Source organism: Citrobacter sp. C1 (assembly GCF_014596895.2).
Classification (GTDB): Bacteria; Pseudomonadota; Gammaproteobacteria; order Enterobacterales; family Enterobacteriaceae; genus Citrobacter; species Citrobacter gillenii.
The window spans coordinates 3,689,246-3,707,009 of record NZ_CP115035.1; the positions used below are offsets into that span (position 1 = coordinate 3,689,246).

Below are 17,764 nucleotides of genomic sequence, written 5' to 3' on the forward strand. Positions count from 1 at the left end.
TCCTCCATCGAGGAGAGGGAATTCGTGAGCCATCATGCACACAACCCACATTCCACTGTCCTTCGCCAGCCATACGCTGCATCTCGTTGAATTTGCCCCCGACAGCCTGCATGAACACGATCTGCTGTGGCTTCCTCATTACGCCCAGCTCGCAGCCTGCGGGCGTAAACGACAAGCGGAGCATTTAGCGGGGCGTATTGCCGCCGTCCATGCGCTGCGTGAATATAGCAGTAAAGCCGTGCCCGCCATCGGCGAGCGCCGCCAACCGCTGTGGCCACCAGGTCTGTTTGGCAGCATCAGCCATAGCGCCTCGACCGCGTTAGCAGTTGTCTCGCCGCGCCCCATAGGGCTAGACATTGACGCTATTTTTACACCCGACACCGCTGCCGAACTGGCTGACAGCATTATCGACCACCATGAACAACAGGTTTTGCAAGGTTGCCCGGTCCCCTTTCCGCTCGCCTTAACCCTGGCGTTCTCCGCCAAAGAGAGCGTATATAAAGCGTTCAGTGCGCAAACTCGCGGACTGCCGGGCTTTGCCAGCGCCAAAATCATCGCCCTCACCGCCACGCACTTAACGGTGCAAATCATGCCGTCATTTTCGGCAAACCTCGGCGGATTGAACGTCAACGTGCGCTGGACCTCACGCGATAACAGCGTCATTACCCTGTGTGACGCTACTTTTTAACAAACTCACCAATCGCCTGATACGTGGCCTGCGCTTCCTGCGGGACTTTATCTTCCAGCATCAAATAGGCATGAGTCATCCCCGGAAAGTGAACGTGCTGTACGGGAATGCCCTCAGCTTGCAGTTTGGCAACAAAGGCAAAGTCCTCATCGCGCAACGGATCCAGCCCGCCGCTAAAGAGTAATGTGGCCGGAAAATCTTTACGCAATGGAAAATAGAGCGGTGATGCCAGTTTACGATCTTCATCATTCTGGAAATACTGCTGGAAGTACCAGCGTATTTTGCTTTCATCGAGCAGTTTCCCTGTGCCGTTTTCCTTCACGGACGGCCAGCCTGCCGTGTAATCCAGACTCGGGTAGATCAGCACCAGCCGATTAATCAGCCCCGGCTGATTACGGGAAAGCGACGCGGCGAGCGTTGCGCTGAAAGCACCGCCACCGCTGTCACCGACCAGGGTCAGTTGACGCTGATAGGGTATGTGCTGACGCTCGAGCACTGAATAGACACTTTCAACCGCGGCTTTGGCATCGGAGAGACCCGCCGGATACGGGTTTTCCGGTGACCGCCGATAGTCGACCGACACCACCGTATTGCCGGTTGCCGTCGCCAGATGCCGGGCTACGGGATCGTAGACCTCCACTGATCCACTCAGGTGTCCGCCGCCGTGAATAAACACCAGCACCGCAGGCGAACCGGCTAATGACGGACGATAAATACGTACCGGGATGCGACGTTCCCCGGTATCCACTTCATCATTGATGACCGCTGCCATGGGGTCAGAAGTGGTGACGTTGGCTTTGGTCAGCGCCGCTAATCCTGCTCGCGAACTGAGCGTGTCGTAAACCGGTTTATCCGTCGTGGGTTGGGCGGCGAGAAATGCCGCCAGAGGTGCTGGCGGGGCTTGCGTCAGCGGGCCATGTTCCTGTTGCCAGCGTTGCTGATAGCGCTGTTGCTGCTCCTGCAACGCGTCGGCGCTGACAGCCGCGCTGAAAAGACTCGCCGCCATGGCGACTGCGGCGGGTTGAACTAAGCCCTTGCCGGATAACCCTAATCGGCTACCTGATTTCATGGTACGTTCTCCGTTGAACCGTTTCGCGAAAGAGTATAGCCGTTGCTAATAATCTGTCTGAACGGTTATGGCGGATGACGGCGTTATCCCTGCCGACACGCAGCCAGCGACTGACGCTGCTGACCCTGCGCATCAAAGTTTTCCGCGGCCAGCCAGCGTTGTAAAACGGCATCACGTTGTGGCCATTCACCGTCAATCATCGATAGCCAGTCGCTGTCGCGGTTACGGCCCTTGCGCACAATTTTCTGGCGGAAACGCCCTTCAAAGACAAAACCTAAGCGTTCTGCCGCCCGTCGCGACGCATCGTTCAGCGAGTCACATTTCCACTCCACACGACGATACCCGAGGGCAAATGCCTGACGCAGCAGCAACCAGACGGTTTCCGTCCCCAGCACCGTATTTTTCATCCGCGGCGACCAGGTTACATGACCAATTTCGACCGAACCGTTCTCGCGGTCCATCGCCATAAAACATACCAGCCCGACGGCGCGCCCCGAGCGCAAATCGATAACCGCGTAGGGAACCAACCCGGCGTCAGTAGATTTTCCTTTTACCCAGTGGGCCGCTACCGCAACGCTCGTCGGCCGCTCGCTGGCAAGCCAGGTCCAGTCACGTTCGTCCGGCGCTTGCGCATAGGCGTCAAATAAATCGGCGGCATGGCTGTCTGCATCCAGCACCTCAAGACGGCAATATCGCCCTTCCAGCACAACCCGAGGCAGCACTGACGCCCCATTCCAGTCCGGCAGGGCATCGCCTACCGTCTGTCCATACAGATTAATTTCCGGCACTGCTCACCCCCGTTGTGAAAGCAAAAAACAGTTATAGCACCTGTCATTTTGCGTTCAAAGCGCAGGATGTGGATTTCCCTTATCGTACGGAAAACCGCCAGTCCTTCTATACTCTAAGGATTTCGAGTTGCAGGAAGGCGACAAGACTGCAAATTCCTGGGAGCTTACTAAAGTAAGTGACCAGGATGAGCAAGCGCTGTCAACACACCTGCGGCTCGAAAGACGACGAGTAAATACTGATTAAAAATCAACGCTCGAGGGAACGCTATGTCACTACCCGACTTTCATGTCTCCGAACCGTTTACATTGGGCATTGAGCTGGAAATGCAGGTGGTTAATCCGCCAGGCTATGACCTGAGCCAGGACTCTTCCCGACTGATTGACACCGTAAAACCGCAGCTCACCGCCGGAGAAGTGAAGCACGATATCACCGAAAGTATGCTGGAGATGGCAACCGGCGTCTGTCGTAATATTGATCAAGCGGCAGCAGAGTTTTCCGCCATGCAGCAGATAATCCTGCAGACCGCGGCGGAGTATCACCTCGACATCTGCGGCGGCGGCACTCACCCGTTTCAGACATGGCGGCGTCAGGAGGTGTGCGATGACGAGCGCTACCGGCGCAACCTGGAGAACTTTGGTTATCTCATCCAGCAGGCAACGGTGTTTGGCCAGCATGTTCACATAGGTTGTACCCACGGCGACGACGCCATTTACCTGCTGCACGGCCTGTCACGCTTTGTGCCGCATTTTATTGCGCTCTCTGCCGCCTCACCGTATATGCAAGAAGCCGATACGCGATTTGCCTGTGCTCGACTCAATATCTTCTCAGGATTTCCCGATAACGGTCCGATGCCGTGGGTTAACAACTGGCAGGAGTTTGAGGGATTATTTCGTCGACTGGCCTACACCAGCCTCGTTGACAGCATTAAGGATTTGCACTGGGACATCCGCCCCAGTCCGCACTTTGGCACGGTAGAAGTTCGCGTAATGGACACCCCGCTCACCCTCGAGCATGCGATCAACATGGCCGGGCTCATTCAGGCTACGGCCCACTGGTTGTTGAAAGAGCGTCCCTTCAAACATCAGGAGCGTGATTACCTGCTGTATAAATTTAACCGTTTTCAGGCCTGCCGCTTTGGTCTGGAGGGGATCGTTACCGACGTGCATACCGGCACTCATCACCGACTGGCGGATGACACACTTCGATTGCTGGAGCTTGTCGCCCCCTCGGCGGATAAAGTGGGTGCCGCCAGTGCCATTGACGCCTTACACCAGCAGGTAAAAAATGGGCACAACGAAGCGCAGCGCATGCGTGATTTTGTGGCCGATGGCGGATCGCTAAGCGGACTGGTGAAAAAACATTGTGAGATCTGGGCGGGGCGTTAAGCGAGGGGTTTGCGTTAGCACGGGAGATCCCGGACAATGGTCTTTTAACTCAAGTTTAACAATGTTATGAAACACCCGCTTGAATCACTGATGACCGCCGCCGGGATCCTGCTGTTGGCCTTTCTGTCCTGCCTGCTGCTGCCCGCGCCTTCGCTTGGCCTGGTGCTGGCGCAAAAACTCGTCGCCACTTTACATTTGATGGATCTTAACCAGTTTTATACGTTGCTATTTTGCTTGTGGTTTTTACTGCTTGGGGTGATTGAGTATTTTATTCTGCGTTTTATCTGGCGACGCTGGTTCTCGCTGGCGGATTAGCCCCGCGAGAACCTTTCGTCGTTAATGCGTACGGCTGTGGTTTTCTTTGCGGTACGCCCCAGGTGGCTGGCTGAACGTACGGGTGAAGATACGCGTAAAGGTTTGTTGCGAATCGAAGCCGTACTTCAGGCAGATATCGTACACTTTCTGGTCGGTATCACGCAAATCACGCGCCGCCAGCAGCAGCTTACGCTCGCGAATGTAGCGCCCAAGGCTCTCGCCTTTATACTGCATAAACAGACGCTGCAGATGCCATTTTGAATATCCCGCGTGGCGGGCAATATCATCAATGCGCAATGGTTGATTCAAATTATCATCAATCCATTCGACAATCGTCTCGATAACTTGTGCAGAAATCGTCATCGTTATCTCCCTTTTTTCATTGAGCCGCTGGCTGCCACCAGGCCGTGAACGGTTGGTCCGGTTCGGACAGTACTACCGGCTCACCCAGCATCGGCGTCAGCAGACGGTAATCTTTGAGACGGCTGGCCAGCGCCAGACGCTTGTAGGGATCGTCCCAGCTATGTTTCGCCAGTACAAAACGACCGGCATGACCGGGCACAACGGCTTTGGCATGGAGATCGGCGGATGCCTGCGCGGTCTCTTCCGGCATCATATGAATGAACTTCCAGTCCTGGTCATATTGACCGTTCTCCATAATCGCCACATCGACCGTGCCGAACTGTTCGCCAATCGCTTTAAAATGCGGCCCGTAGCCGGAGTCTCCACTGTAATAAATATTTTGCTCTGGCGTTTCCAACATAAAGCTGGCCCACAGGGTCTGGTTACGCTTGATGCCGCGCCCTGAAAAATGCCGTGCCGGCAGGACATGCACAATCAGTGAGTCCGTCACTCTGACGGACTGATTCCAGTCCCGCTCTTCAATTATCTCGCTGTTCATTCCCCAGTACCGCAGATGCGACCCGACGCCAAGCGGCGTAATCACCCGCTTAATCTTCGGCATCAACGCCTTTATGGTGGCAAGATCCAGATGGTCATAGTGGTCGTGCGAGATGATGAGCAGATCGATTTCGGGCATGTTTTGAGCCGTCCACGGATACTCCCCGGCAAAGGCTTTATTCAGAAATGAAAACGGCGCAGCGTAGTTGCTCAATACCGGGTCGATCAGAATGCGTTGACCCGCCAGTTGCAAATACCACGAGGAATGACCCAGCCAGACGAGAGTATCCTGCTGCGGTGACAGACGCGCGAGTTCGGTTGCCACCAGCGGCAATGGTTGCGCAGGGCGGGCATTTTCGCGCTTCGCGACCAGAAATTCCCACCAGGCTGCCAGCATGCTTTTGTTGCCGGTGTAACCCAGCGTGGGCACCTGATTATGAAACTGTCCGTCACGGTAGTGTGGTGACTGTTCAACCTCACTCAGTTGTGCCCCTTGCGGCGCCTGACCGAATCCGGCATTGAGTACAAACGGTAAACTTGCAGCTGCAGCAATGAGCATAATAACAACCACACAAACGGTGAGACGCCTCATATCCTGACCTTAAACGCGCCCCTTTCCGCTGGTTTGCGCGACTGACTCTTGATTATGAGTGAGTAAGCACTCATTATAGAAATCGCAAGTTCGCCGTCAAGATGATTTTCAATCTTTGACATTCACCGTTGCGGTGCTGCGAAGGCCGTGATTCAATCGTGTTTTTAACAGGCTTAAGGGTAAAGTGTAGTGGCTCGTCCGAAGAGTGAAGATAAAAAATTGGCATTACTGGAAGCAGCAACCATAGCATTTGCGCAGTCCGGCATTGCGGCCTCTACCGCCGTCATTGCCCGCAATGCAGGCGTTGCTGAGGGAACTTTGTTTCGCTATTTCGCGACAAAAGATGACCTCATCAACGAACTTTACCTCCATTTAAAGCACGATATGTGCCAGTCAATGATGGCTAACCTGGACCGTTCAGTGACCGATGCCAAAACCATGATTCACTTCATCTGGAATAGCTACATTAGCTGAGGCCTGCATCACACCGCCGGGCATCGCGCCATCCGTCAGCTTGCCGTCAGCGAGAAAATCACCAAAGAAACCGAGCAACGGGCTGAGGATATGTTCCCCGAACTGCGTGATTTTTGTCATCGCTCGGTGCGCCCGGAGTTTATGTCCGACGAGTATCGCGCCTTTGGCGACGCGTTTTTTCTGTCACTGGCTGAAACCACAATGGAATTTGCTACCCGCACCCCTGCCCGCGCCGATGAATACATTGCCATGGGATTTGAAACCATGTGGCGCGCCCTCACCCGCGAGGAAAAATAATGGACGGCCAGACATTACATGCGTGCGCAAAACGCCTTGCGCTTGAACTGCCGTTTACCGAACACTGCTGGCCGTTTGGCCCGGAATACGACGTCTTTAAGGTCGGCGGCAAGATTTTTATGCTGGTCTCAGAGCATCACGGACGCCCGCTGGTCAACCTGAAGTCAGACCCGCAAAAGTCGCTACTCAATCAGCAGATCTACCCCAGTATTGAACCCGGTTATCACATGAATAAAAAGCACTGGATTTCAGTTTATCCCGGTGACGATATTACCGAGTCCTTACTGGCAGACCTGGTGAATGACTCGTGGCATCGGGTGGTGGACGGCCTGCCTAAGCGGGATCAAAAACGCCTGCGTCCCGTCTGATTTATCGCTAACCCCGATAAGTGTTTATGCCTTTTTCTGTCTTATCTTTTTGCCGCTTTCCCTGTACCCTGCTGAAACAAAACGCACCCGCAGGGTAAGAAAAACGACCAGGAGTTTTTATGGATATTGTTTCTGTCGCCTTAAAACGCTACTCCACCAAGGCATTCGATCCGACCAAAAAACTGACCGCTGAGCAGGCAGAAAAATTAAAAACGCTGCTGCAGTTCAGTCCGTCCAGCACCAACTCGCAGCCGTGGCATTTTATCGTGGCCAGCACTGACGAAGGCAAAGCGCGCGTAGCCAAAGCCGCCGCCGGCGGTTTTGTGTTCAACGAACGTAAAATCCTCGACGCGTCCCACGTCGTAGTGTTCTGCGCCAAAACAGCGATGGACGATGCTTGGCTGGAACGTGTAGTGGATCAAGAAGAAGTCGATGGTCGTTTCGCCACGCCGGAAGCCAAAGCCGCCAACCACAAAGGCCGAACCTTCTTTGCCGATCTGCACCGCAAAGAGCTCAAAGATGATGCGCACTGGATGGCAAAACAGGTGTACCTGAACGTCGGTAACTTCCTGTTAGGCGTGGCGGCAATGGATCTCGATGCGGTACCCATCGAAGGCTTTGATGCCGCGGTTCTCGATGCAGAATTTGGTCTGCAAGATAAAGGATTCACCAGCGTGGTTATCGTCCCGGTGGGCCACCACAGCGTAGAAGACTTCAACGCCGCGCTGCCAAAATCACGTCTGCCGCAGGAAACTACCCTGACGGAAGTCTGATCCTCACATTTGCATAACCTCCACACAGCGGTCATCATAGACCGCTGTTTATTAAGGAGACGTTATGCAGGAATTGATATCTCAGGTAGAAGACCTCGGCATTGAAATGAATCACACCACTTCGCTGGTGATGATTTTTGGCATTATTTTTATCACCGCCATTATTGTTCACGTTATTTTGCACTGGGTGGTACTACGCGCATTTGAAAAACGCGCCAACGCCAGCTCCCGCCTGTGGCTGCAAATCATCACGCAGAACAAGCTATTTCACCGCCTGGCGTTTACGCTGCAAGGTATCATCGTCAATATACAGGCCGCGCTCTGGCTACAAAAAGGCAGCGAAGCCGCAGAGATATTAGTCACCTGCGCCCAGCTGTGGATCATGATGTACGCCCTGCTGTCGGTCTTTTCTCTGCTCGACGTTATTCTTAATCTGTCGCAAAAACTCCCCGCCGCCTCGCAGTTGCCGCTGAAAGGCATCTTTCAGGGCATCAAGTTAATCGGCGCGATTCTCGTCGGCATTCTGATGATTTCGCTGCTGATTGGTCAATCACCCGCCATCCTGATAAGCGGTCTGGGTGCCATGGCGGCAGTCTTAATGCTGGTGTTTAAAGACCCGATCCTCGGTCTGGTAGCCGGAATACAGCTTTCGGCCAACGATATGCTCAAACTGGGCGACTGGCTGGAAATGCCGAAATACGGCGCAGATGGTGCGGTGATCGATATTGGTTTAACCACCGTCAAAGTACGCAACTGGGATAATACCATCACCACCATTCCCACCTGGTCGCTGGTCTCTGACTCGTTTAAAAACTGGAGCGGCATGTCAGCGTCCGGCGGTCGGCGAATTAAGCGCAGTATCAGCATCGATGCCACCAGCATTCGTTTTCTCGATGAAGATGAGCGCCAGCGATTGCATAAAGCACATCTGCTGAAACCGTATTTGACCACGCGCCTTCAGGAAATTAACGAGTGGAACCAGCAATTAGATGCACCTGAATCCGTCTTGAATCATCGCCGGATGACCAATATCGGGACGTTTCGCGCCTACCTGAACGAATATTTACGTCACCATCCGCGCATTCGCAAAGATATGACGTTAATGGTGCGCCAGTTAGCTCCGGACGACCACGGGTTGCCGATTGAGATTTATGCTTTTACTAATACAGTGGTGTGGCTGGAATATGAAAGTATTCAGGCTGACATCTTCGACCATATTTTTGCTGTGGTCGAAGAGTTCGGATTACGTATTCATCAGTCGCCGACCGGGAATGATATTCGCGCCCTGTCAGGGGCGTTTCAGCGTTAATCTTTAGCTACTGGCGCGCGCAATATAGCGCCAGTCCATCATCACCCTTTCTGTTGGGGCATCGGGGTTATCGATTTTATTCAGTAATAACCCCACCGCCTTGCGGCCAATATCACGCGAAGGTTGCTCAATAGTTGAAAGCTGTGGGGAGACCATTTCAGCCAATTCCGTACCGTCAAAGCCCACCACGGCGATATCCTGCGGGATCTGTAACCCGGCGTTGCTAATAGCACGCATCGCACCGGCTGCCAGCGTGTCCGATACCGCAAACACCGCGTCGGGTTTCACCCCCGCCGCCAGCAGGTTTTCCATCGCCGCGATCCCGGCGCTGGAACTTAACTCACGGGCGTACTCCACTGCCTGATACTCCAGCGATAACGCATGCAGCGCCGCCTTGTAGCCGCGTTCACGCAAACGGGCGTATTTATAGCTCAGGTCATGGTTGATCAGCGCAATACGCCGATAGCCCTTGTCTACCAGATGCGATATCACCGACTGCGCGGCGTCTACATCGTTAATGCCCACACAGGAAACCGCGCCTTTATCGGCATATTCCGCACACTGCACCCACGGAGCATCGCCAATCAGGGTGGTCAGTTCCGGTAATTTTGAGAAGGCATCCATGGTGATGATGCCATCAACAATTTTACCTGACAGCAGCTTCAGCGCTGACTTCGAACGCGCTGTATCGGAACCGGAATTACACAGCAGAATGCGATAGCCATTTTTCTCCGCCTCCTCCTCAATACCTTTCACCACCTCGGCACAAAACGGGTTGGCAATGTTGGAGACCATCACGAGGATCATTGAGCTTCGCGCCGTGCGCAGTTGACGAGCCAGAAGGTTGGGCTGGTAATTACTTTCCTTAATAGCCTGCAGCACACGTTCGCGGTTTTTGGCCTTGACGGACTCACTGTTATTCAGCACACGTGATACCGTCGCTACCGACACACCGGCAAGCTGGGCGATTTTTTGAATAGACATAACGACGACACATCCTGCGTTTTACGCTTTGTGCTGAGGCTACCATAAAATCACCGCCCGGCGAACCGGACCGGTTTAACGCTGTACCGACACCCAGCGCTGCTGTTGATGGCTTTTTATAATCGCATCAATGATGTACATCACGTCTGCGCCATCCTTGAACGAGGCAAAACGTCGGGCCTGTGGCGCGGGCATTTGGCCTGTCTGTACGGCCTGATAGAACTGCAGCATCATATTTTTAAACGCATCCGGCCAGCCCTCAATATGCCCACCGGGGAAATGCGCGCTGGCGGCGACATCGGCATTCATTAGCCCCGGATCGTCCGTCAGGATCTGGTTCGCCTGCTGGCGGTGGCCCACCCACAGTTGCTGCGGCGTTTCCTGATCCCAACTCAACGCGCACTGGCTGCCGCTAATCTCAAAGCTCAGATGGTTTTTGCGCCCGGCGCTAACCTGCGAGACGCTAAAGCAGCCTTTGCTGCCGTCGTCAAACCGCACCAGCACCGACCCGCGGTCTTCGGTGGTCACCGGTTTATCCTCCAACTGCCGACCAACCGTCTGCGAATTAAACGTCGCACCACCGGCCACGTCCGCTTTCCGCGTGGGCCAGACGATCGCGAGATCGGCCATCACCTCAACAATGCGTTTACCGGTGACAAACTGCACCGTGTCGCACCAGTGCGAGCCAATATCGGCCACCGCCCGCGAGCCGCCGCCCAACGCCGCTTCAACCCGCCAGTTGTAGTCGGTCTCCAGCAGCATCCAGTCCTGTAAATAGCTGCCCTGCACGGCAAACAGACGTCCAACGCTGCCATTGCGTACCATGCTGGCCGCCTGTTGCACCATCGCAAACTGGCGATAGACAAAACTCACGCCGTGCACGACCCCCGCCTGCTCCGCCAGCGTCACCAGTTCATGGGCCTCTTCGGGGGTTATGCACAGCGGTTTTTCAGAAAATACGTGCAGCCCGGCACGCAGTATCTGCCGGTTGATGTCGGCATGCAGATGATTCGGCGTACAGTTGTGGACCACCTGTAGCCCCGGGTGCGCCAACAGCGCTTCCACACTGCCATATGCATGAGGCACCTGTAGCACACTGGCCCGCGCCTGAGCCACCGTCAGCGAACTGTCGCAGAGTGCCACCACCTGCACATTCCCCAGTCGACGCAGCGCCTCAATATGCGCAGGCCCAATAAACCCGCTGCCAATAATGCCAACCTGGATCATTTGCGTACCTCATCGCCTGCGGCGAAATCATCAAATGCGTGGGATGAAACCGGAATAATATGCCGCTGAATAAACTCACGGCCTTCGCGGGCGCCGGTTTCTGCGTCTTTCAGGCAGCATTCCCACTCCAGTACCGCCCAGCCGGGATAATCATATTGTGTGAGCTTGCTGAAAATCGTTTTGAAATCAACCTGCCCGTCGCCTAATGAGCGGAAGCGTCCAGCACGGTCGATCCACGGCTGGTAACCGCCGTAGACGCCGCTGCGGCTGCTGGCTCGATACTCCGCATCCTTGACATGAAACGCTTTTATGCGCGAGTGATAGGCGTCGATGAATCCGAGATAGTCCATCTGCTGCAACAGCAGATGGCTGGGATCGTAGAGCATATTGCAGCGCGGATGATTATCCACCAGCGCAAGAAAACGCTCGAACGTGATGCCATCGTGCAGATCTTCGCCGGGATGAATTTCAAAACAGACATCAACCCCCTGCTCATCAAAACCGTCGAGAATCGGCCGCCAACGGTCAGCCAGTTCCTGAAATGCCTCGGCAAAACGCTGCGCATTATGCGGCGGCCAGGGGTAAAAATAGGGCCACGCCAGCGATCCGGAAAACGTGGCGTGCGCCGTCAACCCCAGTTTTTGCGAGGCTGCCGCGGCCTGGTGTAACGTCCGCGTCGCCCACGCCTGTCGGGCCTGAGGATTACCGCGTACCGCCTGCGGCGCAAAACCATCAAAAGCGTCATCGTAGGTGGGATGAACGGCAACCAGTTGGCCTTCGAGATGGGTGGATAATTCGCTGATCGTCAGTCCGTGCTGCGCCAGCATTCCACGAATATCATCGCAGTAAGTCTGGCTAACAGCGGCCTGTTCAACATCAAACAGCGACGCATGATTACACGGCATCTGTATAGCTTTGTAGCCCAGACCCGCTGCCCACTGCGCCAGCCCGTCCAGGGTATTGAACGGGGATTGTCCGCCGATAAACTGCGCCAGAAAAATCCCCGGTCCCTTAATGGTTCTCATAACCCCTCCTGAATATTACGCCTGCTCTTTCTCGTCATACTTGAAAGAGAAAAGGAAAATCACGGCAATCACCGCCGCTGCAACCGCCGGGATCCACCAGAACGGGATCCATGACTCAGGTACTGCCTGCCCCGCCACCAGATGGTTATACAGCGCACCGGAAATTTGCGAACCCAGCAGCATGCCGATCCCGTAGGTAAACATTACGATCATGCTTTGCGCCTGGCCTTTCACCTTTTCCCCGGCAATACGGTCGGTGTAGATAAAGCCGACCACAAAGAAGAAGTCGTAACACACTCCGTGCAGCAAAATACCAAGATACAGCAGGATGCGCCCTTCTTCGCTGATGCCCAGCGCAAAGAAGGCGTAACGCACAAACCAGGCACACATGCCGATCAGTAACATGTATTTCACGCCCAACCGTCTGAACAGGAATGGGATCACCAGCATGAAGAAGATTTCGGACATCTGACCGAACGACATCGCGGTACTGACATCCCCAACGCCCGCATCCGCCAGAAACGATGCGGTGTACGCGTAGTAGGTCCCCAGTGGTACCGAGATTAACGTAGCGCAGAGTGAGAAGACGAAGAAGTGACGGGTTTTGAGTAAAGCGAAAGCATCGGCGCAAAACAGATCGCGGACTTTTACCGGCAACCCTTTCGCGGGCGCAGGCGTGTTTGGCAGCGTCAGGCTGTAGAGCGCCAGAATCACAGAGATAACCGCCGCCAGCGTAAAGATGCCGGTGGTATCCGAAATGCCTGTCACGCCGATAAAGATCCCCGCAACAATCCAGCCTATGGTGCCAAACACCCGTACTACCGGGAAGGTTTTGTCTTTATCCGACAGGCTGTGAAACGCAATATTATTGGTCAGCGCCAGCGTCGGCATGTAGCACAGCGTGTAGCCAAACAGCAGGCCAATCAGCAGCGCACCGTTTTGCGCTACCAGCGCCTGCGGCACAAACCACAGGATCGCCGCCCCGGCGAGGTGCATCACCGCCATCACTTTTTGCGAGGCAAAAAAGCGATCCACCAGCATACCTAAGACAAACGGCGACAAGATTGAGGCTATCGGTCCGGCGGAAAACGCATCGCCAATCAGCAGCGACATGTTGTGCTGGCTCATCACCAGCCCCAGCGTGACGGACCAACTTCCCCAGATAAAGAACTGTAAGAACATCATCAGCGACAGCCGCGGCACCAGCAGCCGGTACTGTACGCTCTGTTTTCCACTACTCTCGGTTGTCGACACCATTTTTTGCCCCACCCTTAAAAAAGTAATCGATTACAAATAGGTTCAAATGAAAAGTAATCGATTACAAAATAAAGATCCTGTCAGTAAGAACAGAACTGGGAGATCAATCACGATAAAGTTCAGGGAGTGACCGATCTCATCGAAAAGGATGAGATCGGTAAGGGATTAGCGGGCTTTACGGCGCAGCAGTTTGAAGGCCACAAACAGGAACAGGATCCATGCCGGTAGCAGCATCGCCGACAGGCGCATCTCATCCATGGTGCACATCAGCACCAGAATCATGCCGAGGAACGCAATACACAGGTAGTTCCCGGCCGGGTACAGCAGCGCTTTAAACTGAGTGTCACGCCCTTTGCGACGCATTGCCGCGCGAAAGCGCAGGTGCGCCAGGCAAATCATGATCCAGTTCAACAGCAGCGTCGCCACGACCAGCGCCATCAGCAGGCTGAAGGCCTTTTGCGGCAGCGCGTAGTTGATTAGCACCACCAGCGAGGTGATCGCCCCGGAAAGCACCAGAGAGTTAACCGGTACGCCGCGACGGCTGACGCGGGTCAAGAACTTCGGCGCATTGCCCTGCACGGAGAGGCCAAACAGCATGCGGCTGTTGGAGTACACGCCGCTGTTATACACCGACAGAGAAGCCACCAGAATAACGAAGTTCAGCGCGGAAGCCACCACGTTGCTGTCAAGATTATGGAAAATCATCACAAACGGGCTGCTGTTTGATTTCACTTCAACCCATGGGTATAGCGCCAGCAGCACCACCAGTGAACCGATGTAAAACAGCAGAATACGATACACCACCTGGTTTACCGCTTTCGGAATACTTTTTTGCGGATCCTGCGCTTCTGCCGCAGTAATACCGATCAGTTCCAGCCCACCAAAGGAGAACATGATCACCGCCAGCGAGAGGATCAGCCCGTTCCAGCCGGTGGCAAAAAAGCCGTTATAGCGCCAGAGGTTATCGATACTTGCCTGTTCGCCACCGTGACCAGAAAACAACATCCAGACGCCGAAGCCAATCATGCCAATAATCGCCAGCACTTTGATCAGTGCAAACCAGAACTCGGTTTCGCCATACAGTCGCACGTTGACCAGGTTGATGGCATTGATGATAACGAAGAATACGGCGGCCCAAATCCAGGTAGGCACATCGGGAAGCCAGTATTGCATGTAGATCCCAGCCGCCGTCAGTTCAGCCATGCCGACCAATACAAACATCACCCAGTAGTTCCAGCCAGACAGAAAACCGGCAAACGGTCCCCAGTATTTATAGGCAAAGTGGGCAAACGATCCGGAAACGGGTTCTTCAACCACCATTTCGCCCAGTTGGCGCATGATCAGAAACGCGATGATCCCGGCTACGCCATAGCCCAACAGCACCGCCGGTCCTGCCATTTGAATCGCCGGGCCAATGCCCAGAAACAGACCCGTACCAATTGCGCCGCCCAGCGCAATTAACTGAATATGGCGGTTTTGCAACCCCCGCTGAAGCGTCGGCTCACTCGTTGACGCGGCATCGGACACGCTGGTGTCGGATGCAGATGACGCGTTTTTCACGCCCTACCCCTGTGTCGTTTATATTGAAGGGGCTTCTTTTAACATTTCAACCTGGTTGTCGCAAGGCGCAATCGTTTGGATACGCCGGGCATCCTTGCCCAACGCACCGAGGCGCAGGAAAAAAGTCACCAATCAACGGGCGTTAGCGGAAGCCAACGCGTTGTTGTTATTTATTCAGATCAATACGCACCACGTTATCGGGTGCATCCGTGGAGTGGTCCTTATTAAATTTCTGCTTCACAGTGACAAACAGCGTTTGCCCATCCGCAGAGAGCAGCAGGCTATTCGGGTTCGGCGGCAGATCCCAGCTTTTCTTCACGCTGTAGTCGTTTGCATTCAGGCTAAGTAGTTTCCCGGCATCGCGCTGGGTAATATAGATTTCGTTGCGCTTTGCATTGAATTTCACCGCTAACGAATCGCCAACATCGAGTTGCTTGAGCAATTTACCGGTGTGGATATCCAGCACCAGAGTCGTTTTCGCTTGCGAGTTATCGGTGACAAACAAACGGCCCGTTTGCGCGTCTTCTGCCATATTCAGCAACAGCGCAGGTTTCTCACCCAGCGGCTTCCAGCGTTTCTCTATACGCTGATTACGCGGGTTGATCACCAGGATTTCGCCACCGCCATTGGCGGCATAAATACGCTGAGTGACGTCAGAGTAATGCAGACCGGTCATCCATTTACCGGTGTTTTTGATACGGGTTTTCAGCTTCAGGGTTTCGGCATCCACCACCCAAATTACCGCCGGGTCAGCCACCGCGCCAATATAGAGCAGGCCATTATGCAGCAGCACCTGGCGCGCACCGTACGGGAAACCTTCGGCATTACGTTCCGGGAACAGTACACGATTTTTCACTTTACCATCGGCGGTATTCAGGGCGCTCAAGCCGCCGTCCAGTGAGTTAGTAACGTACACCGTTTTACCGTCTGGCGAGAGCGCCATACCAAAGTTTTTCATATCGGTATGGCTTAGACCGAGCGTCTTGAGCGTTTTCGGATCCAGTTTGTAAACCACCCCGCCCTGGACATCTTTAAATCCTTCCGCACTGGCAACATACAGCGCATCGCCCGCCGGACTCAGCGCCATTTCATACAGACCATCAGCCAACGCACGCTGCTGGACATCAGTAGCAGCTGGCGTCACCGCTTTTTCCTGTACCGCCGTACGACTGGCTGGCGTTGAATGTGCGGCACAGCCACTTAGCGCTGCGGCAATCAGCAATGCCAGAGCGGATGTTGTTTTTTTCATTGCGGGGATCCTTACCAGAGTGTACGGAAATGGTTAATAACAAAAGAGAATGAGAACTATACGCATTATCTTTATTGAATCAAGAATAATTAGCTCGTGAATAAAAAAGATGAAACGGAGGTTTGAAGAGTGCGACTGACGCGCGCTACCTCCGCTTTCTTATAATTACCGTGAATTATTCTGGACGAAAAGGCACCGCAGGCCACAAAATGCACCTTACTGTTTTTTCAACATTTTTAAACGCGTTCCCCAGGTCAGGTTCCTGTCACGCGCTTTAAGCCACGCCGGGCAGCGACCGTCATGAATAAGATCATTAAACGTCTTGAAATCATCAAAAGTGCCATCGAACTGGAAGATGACGAGATCATTTTCCAGCAACTGGTGCATTTGAAAAATGATGCGTTGACGGACGTACCCAAAACGATCGTTCAGGCACTTGAAGCACGACGCTTCAGCGATGCCCTGCATGAAATCACCGGCTGGCTGCAATCACAGCGAGCGGTATCAACGTGGCAAGATCCCGGCATAGCTGCCAGCAAACTTGAGCTAAAAGCACTTGAAACACAGTTGCGCGACTTAATTGATAAACGCAATGCACGCATTCAAATCCTTGATGACTTCAACGACTTGTATCATCAGCACCTTGGACCACTGATGAGTCGTATTCTCGAGTTGCGTAAACATCTGGCCGCCAGTGCGCAACGTAAGCAGGACGCTGAGCGCAAACGCCGGGAAAAAGATTATCAGTCCTGTCAGCACTTTATTTCTCAGGCGGTCGATCAACTGGCGCAGCTCAAACAGCAGTGGATGAGCCAACGTTCAGACTCGCGCGAATCAGTGGAAACCCGGCAGCGCATTCAGCAGCAAACAGAGCTTATCACCGCCCTGCTGGCGGAAATTCGCGAACTGGAAAACGACTTTTCCCGCCAGGATGACAGCGCCACCCGCCAGGCGCAGGAAGAAGCCCGTCACGAATATGATGAATATCAGGAGCAACAGCAGGACGCGCAGCATCGTTATAACCGCGAACGGACACTTTCTCATGATGAGCGCAATGAACTAAAACGCCTGTGGCGGCAGGCCAGTCGCCTGTGCCACCCGGACGTGGTTGCGGATGACCTGAAAGATAAAGCGCACCAGATGATGGTACAGTTGAATCAGGCGCGACAAAATGCCGATCTGGCCGCCGTTCGTACGCTGCTTACCCAGTTGCAAAACGGTCTCGAACCGATGATGGCAAGCGACCGCCTTAACGATCTGCAACATTTACGCCGCAAGATACAGCAGCTCAGAGAGCAAATTAGCAGCTTGCTCAACGAAATTAGCGAACTGGAAGCTGAGAACGCCTGGCGTCTCGCCGCCTCTGTGACAGATAAGGAAGCCTACTTTGCCGACCAACAACGGGCGTTAACCGAGATCCGCAATACGCTGGAAGATCAGGTACGCCAGGTCGAGCAAGAACTGCTGGCCGGATAAGCCGGAAACGTACAAAAAACAAGCGAA

At 54.1% G+C, this 17,764-nt stretch carries 17 protein-coding genes and 1 pseudogene; 8 read left to right on the forward strand and 10 right to left on the reverse strand.

From position 1 onward, the window contains the following. Positions 1–34: 34 nt before the first annotated feature. Positions 35–688 carry an enterobactin synthase subunit EntD gene (gene entD / locus IB214_RS17885; protein WP_117342193.1) on the forward strand — a complete coding sequence of 218 codons (654 nt, stop codon included), beginning with the start codon at positions 35–37 and terminating at the stop codon, positions 686–688. Here the strand turns inward: entD and IB214_RS17890 are convergent. Together IB214_RS17890 and IB214_RS17895 are read right to left on the reverse strand one after the other, a co-directional pair. Further along, positions 678–1,757: an alpha/beta hydrolase gene (locus IB214_RS17890; protein ID WP_117342192.1), complete on the reverse strand. Its 1,080-nt coding sequence runs from the start codon at positions 1,755–1,757 to the stop codon at positions 678–680. The genes entD and IB214_RS17890 overlap by 11 nt on opposite strands. Positions 1,758–1,840: 83 nt before the next feature. Beyond that, positions 1,841–2,545, reverse strand: coding sequence for a GNAT family protein (locus IB214_RS17895; protein WP_117342191.1), 705 nt, complete (start codon positions 2,543–2,545; stop codon positions 1,841–1,843). Positions 2,546–2,812: 267 nt separating this feature from the next. Here IB214_RS17895 and IB214_RS17900 point away from each other — a divergent pair, with 267 nt between their 5' ends. Together IB214_RS17900 and IB214_RS17905 are read left to right on the forward strand one after the other, a co-directional pair. Continuing rightward, positions 2,813–3,931: a YbdK family carboxylate-amine ligase gene (locus IB214_RS17900; RefSeq protein ID WP_117342190.1), complete on the forward strand. Its 1,119-nt coding sequence runs from the start codon at positions 2,813–2,815 to the stop codon at positions 3,929–3,931. Between the two features lie 66 nt (positions 3,932–3,997). After that, a complete protein-coding gene (locus tag IB214_RS17905) occupies positions 3,998–4,246 on the forward strand; it encodes a DUF1158 domain-containing protein (RefSeq protein ID WP_115259141.1) in 249 nt (82 codons plus the stop codon). 21 nt (positions 4,247–4,267) lie between these two features. Here IB214_RS17905 and IB214_RS17910 read toward each other — a convergent pair whose 3' ends face one another. Continuing rightward, positions 4,268–4,609 carry a RamA family antibiotic efflux transcriptional regulator gene (locus tag IB214_RS17910; RefSeq protein ID WP_045440915.1) on the reverse strand — a complete coding sequence of 114 codons (342 nt, stop codon included), beginning with the start codon at positions 4,607–4,609 and terminating at the stop codon, positions 4,268–4,270. A gap of 16 nt (positions 4,610–4,625) precedes the next feature. Continuing rightward, positions 4,626–5,738: an MBL fold metallo-hydrolase gene (locus IB214_RS17915; RefSeq protein ID WP_117342189.1), complete on the reverse strand. Its 1,113-nt coding sequence runs from the start codon at positions 5,736–5,738 to the stop codon at positions 4,626–4,628. Positions 5,739–5,927: 189 nt separating this feature from the next. Between IB214_RS17915 and IB214_RS17920 the strand changes: the two are divergent. From IB214_RS17920 to IB214_RS17935, 4 genes and pseudogenes are all read left to right on the forward strand, one after another. Continuing rightward, positions 5,928–6,509, forward strand: a pseudogene (locus IB214_RS17920) (TetR/AcrR family transcriptional regulator). Continuing rightward, a complete protein-coding gene (locus IB214_RS17925) occupies positions 6,509–6,877 on the forward strand; it encodes an MmcQ/YjbR family DNA-binding protein (protein WP_115259144.1) in 369 nt (122 codons plus the stop codon). Before IB214_RS17920 ends, IB214_RS17925 begins: the two are co-directional and overlap by 1 nt. 119 nt (positions 6,878–6,996) lie before the next feature. Next, the gene (nfsB, locus tag IB214_RS17930) at positions 6,997–7,650 is read left to right on the forward strand and encodes an oxygen-insensitive NAD(P)H nitroreductase (protein WP_115259145.1); all 654 of its coding nucleotides are present in this window, start codon (positions 6,997–6,999) and stop codon (positions 7,648–7,650) included. A 64-nt stretch (positions 7,651–7,714) separates the two neighbouring features. Further along, on the forward strand, positions 7,715–8,959 hold the full coding sequence (locus IB214_RS17935; RefSeq protein ID WP_115259146.1) for a mechanosensitive ion channel family protein: 1,245 nt from the start codon (positions 7,715–7,717) through the stop codon (positions 8,957–8,959). Positions 8,960–8,962: 3 nt separating this feature from the next. Here IB214_RS17935 and IB214_RS17940 read toward each other — a convergent pair whose 3' ends face one another. The 6 genes from IB214_RS17940 to IB214_RS17965 all read right to left on the reverse strand — a co-directional run bounded on the left by IB214_RS17940 (position 8,963) and on the right by IB214_RS17965 (position 16,261). Next, complete coding sequence (locus tag IB214_RS17940; RefSeq protein ID WP_115259147.1) at positions 8,963–9,943, reverse strand: LacI family DNA-binding transcriptional regulator; 981 nt, start codon at positions 9,941–9,943, stop codon at positions 8,963–8,965. A 75-nt stretch (positions 9,944–10,018) separates the two neighbouring features. Continuing rightward, positions 10,019–11,170 (reverse strand): Gfo/Idh/MocA family oxidoreductase, encoded by a 1,152-nt coding sequence (locus IB214_RS17945; RefSeq protein ID WP_117342188.1) that lies wholly within the window; start codon positions 11,168–11,170, stop codon positions 10,019–10,021. Further along, entirely contained in the window at positions 11,167–12,195 is a 1,029-nt protein-coding gene (locus IB214_RS17950; RefSeq protein ID WP_117342187.1) for a sugar phosphate isomerase/epimerase family protein, read from the reverse strand. The genes IB214_RS17945 and IB214_RS17950 overlap by 4 nt, the downstream gene beginning before the upstream one ends. 15 nt (positions 12,196–12,210) lie before the next feature. Then, on the reverse strand, positions 12,211–13,452 hold the full coding sequence (locus IB214_RS17955) for an MFS transporter (RefSeq protein ID WP_117342186.1): 1,242 nt from the start codon (positions 13,450–13,452) through the stop codon (positions 12,211–12,213). Positions 13,453–13,617: 165 nt separating this feature from the next. Next, entirely contained in the window at positions 13,618–15,012 is a 1,395-nt protein-coding gene (gene pheP / locus IB214_RS17960; RefSeq protein WP_096757960.1) for a phenylalanine transporter, read from the reverse strand. A 166-nt stretch (positions 15,013–15,178) separates the two neighbouring features. Then, positions 15,179–16,261 (reverse strand): SMP-30/gluconolactonase/LRE family protein, encoded by a 1,083-nt coding sequence (locus tag IB214_RS17965; RefSeq protein WP_117342185.1) that lies wholly within the window; start codon positions 16,259–16,261, stop codon positions 15,179–15,181. Positions 16,262–16,561: 300 nt separating this feature from the next. Here IB214_RS17965 and IB214_RS17970 point away from each other — a divergent pair, with 300 nt between their 5' ends. Continuing rightward, positions 16,562–17,737, forward strand: a complete 1,176-nt coding sequence (locus tag IB214_RS17970; protein ID WP_117342184.1) for a DnaJ family molecular chaperone — start codon at positions 16,562–16,564, stop codon at positions 17,735–17,737. Positions 17,738–17,764 lie beyond the last annotated feature (27 nt).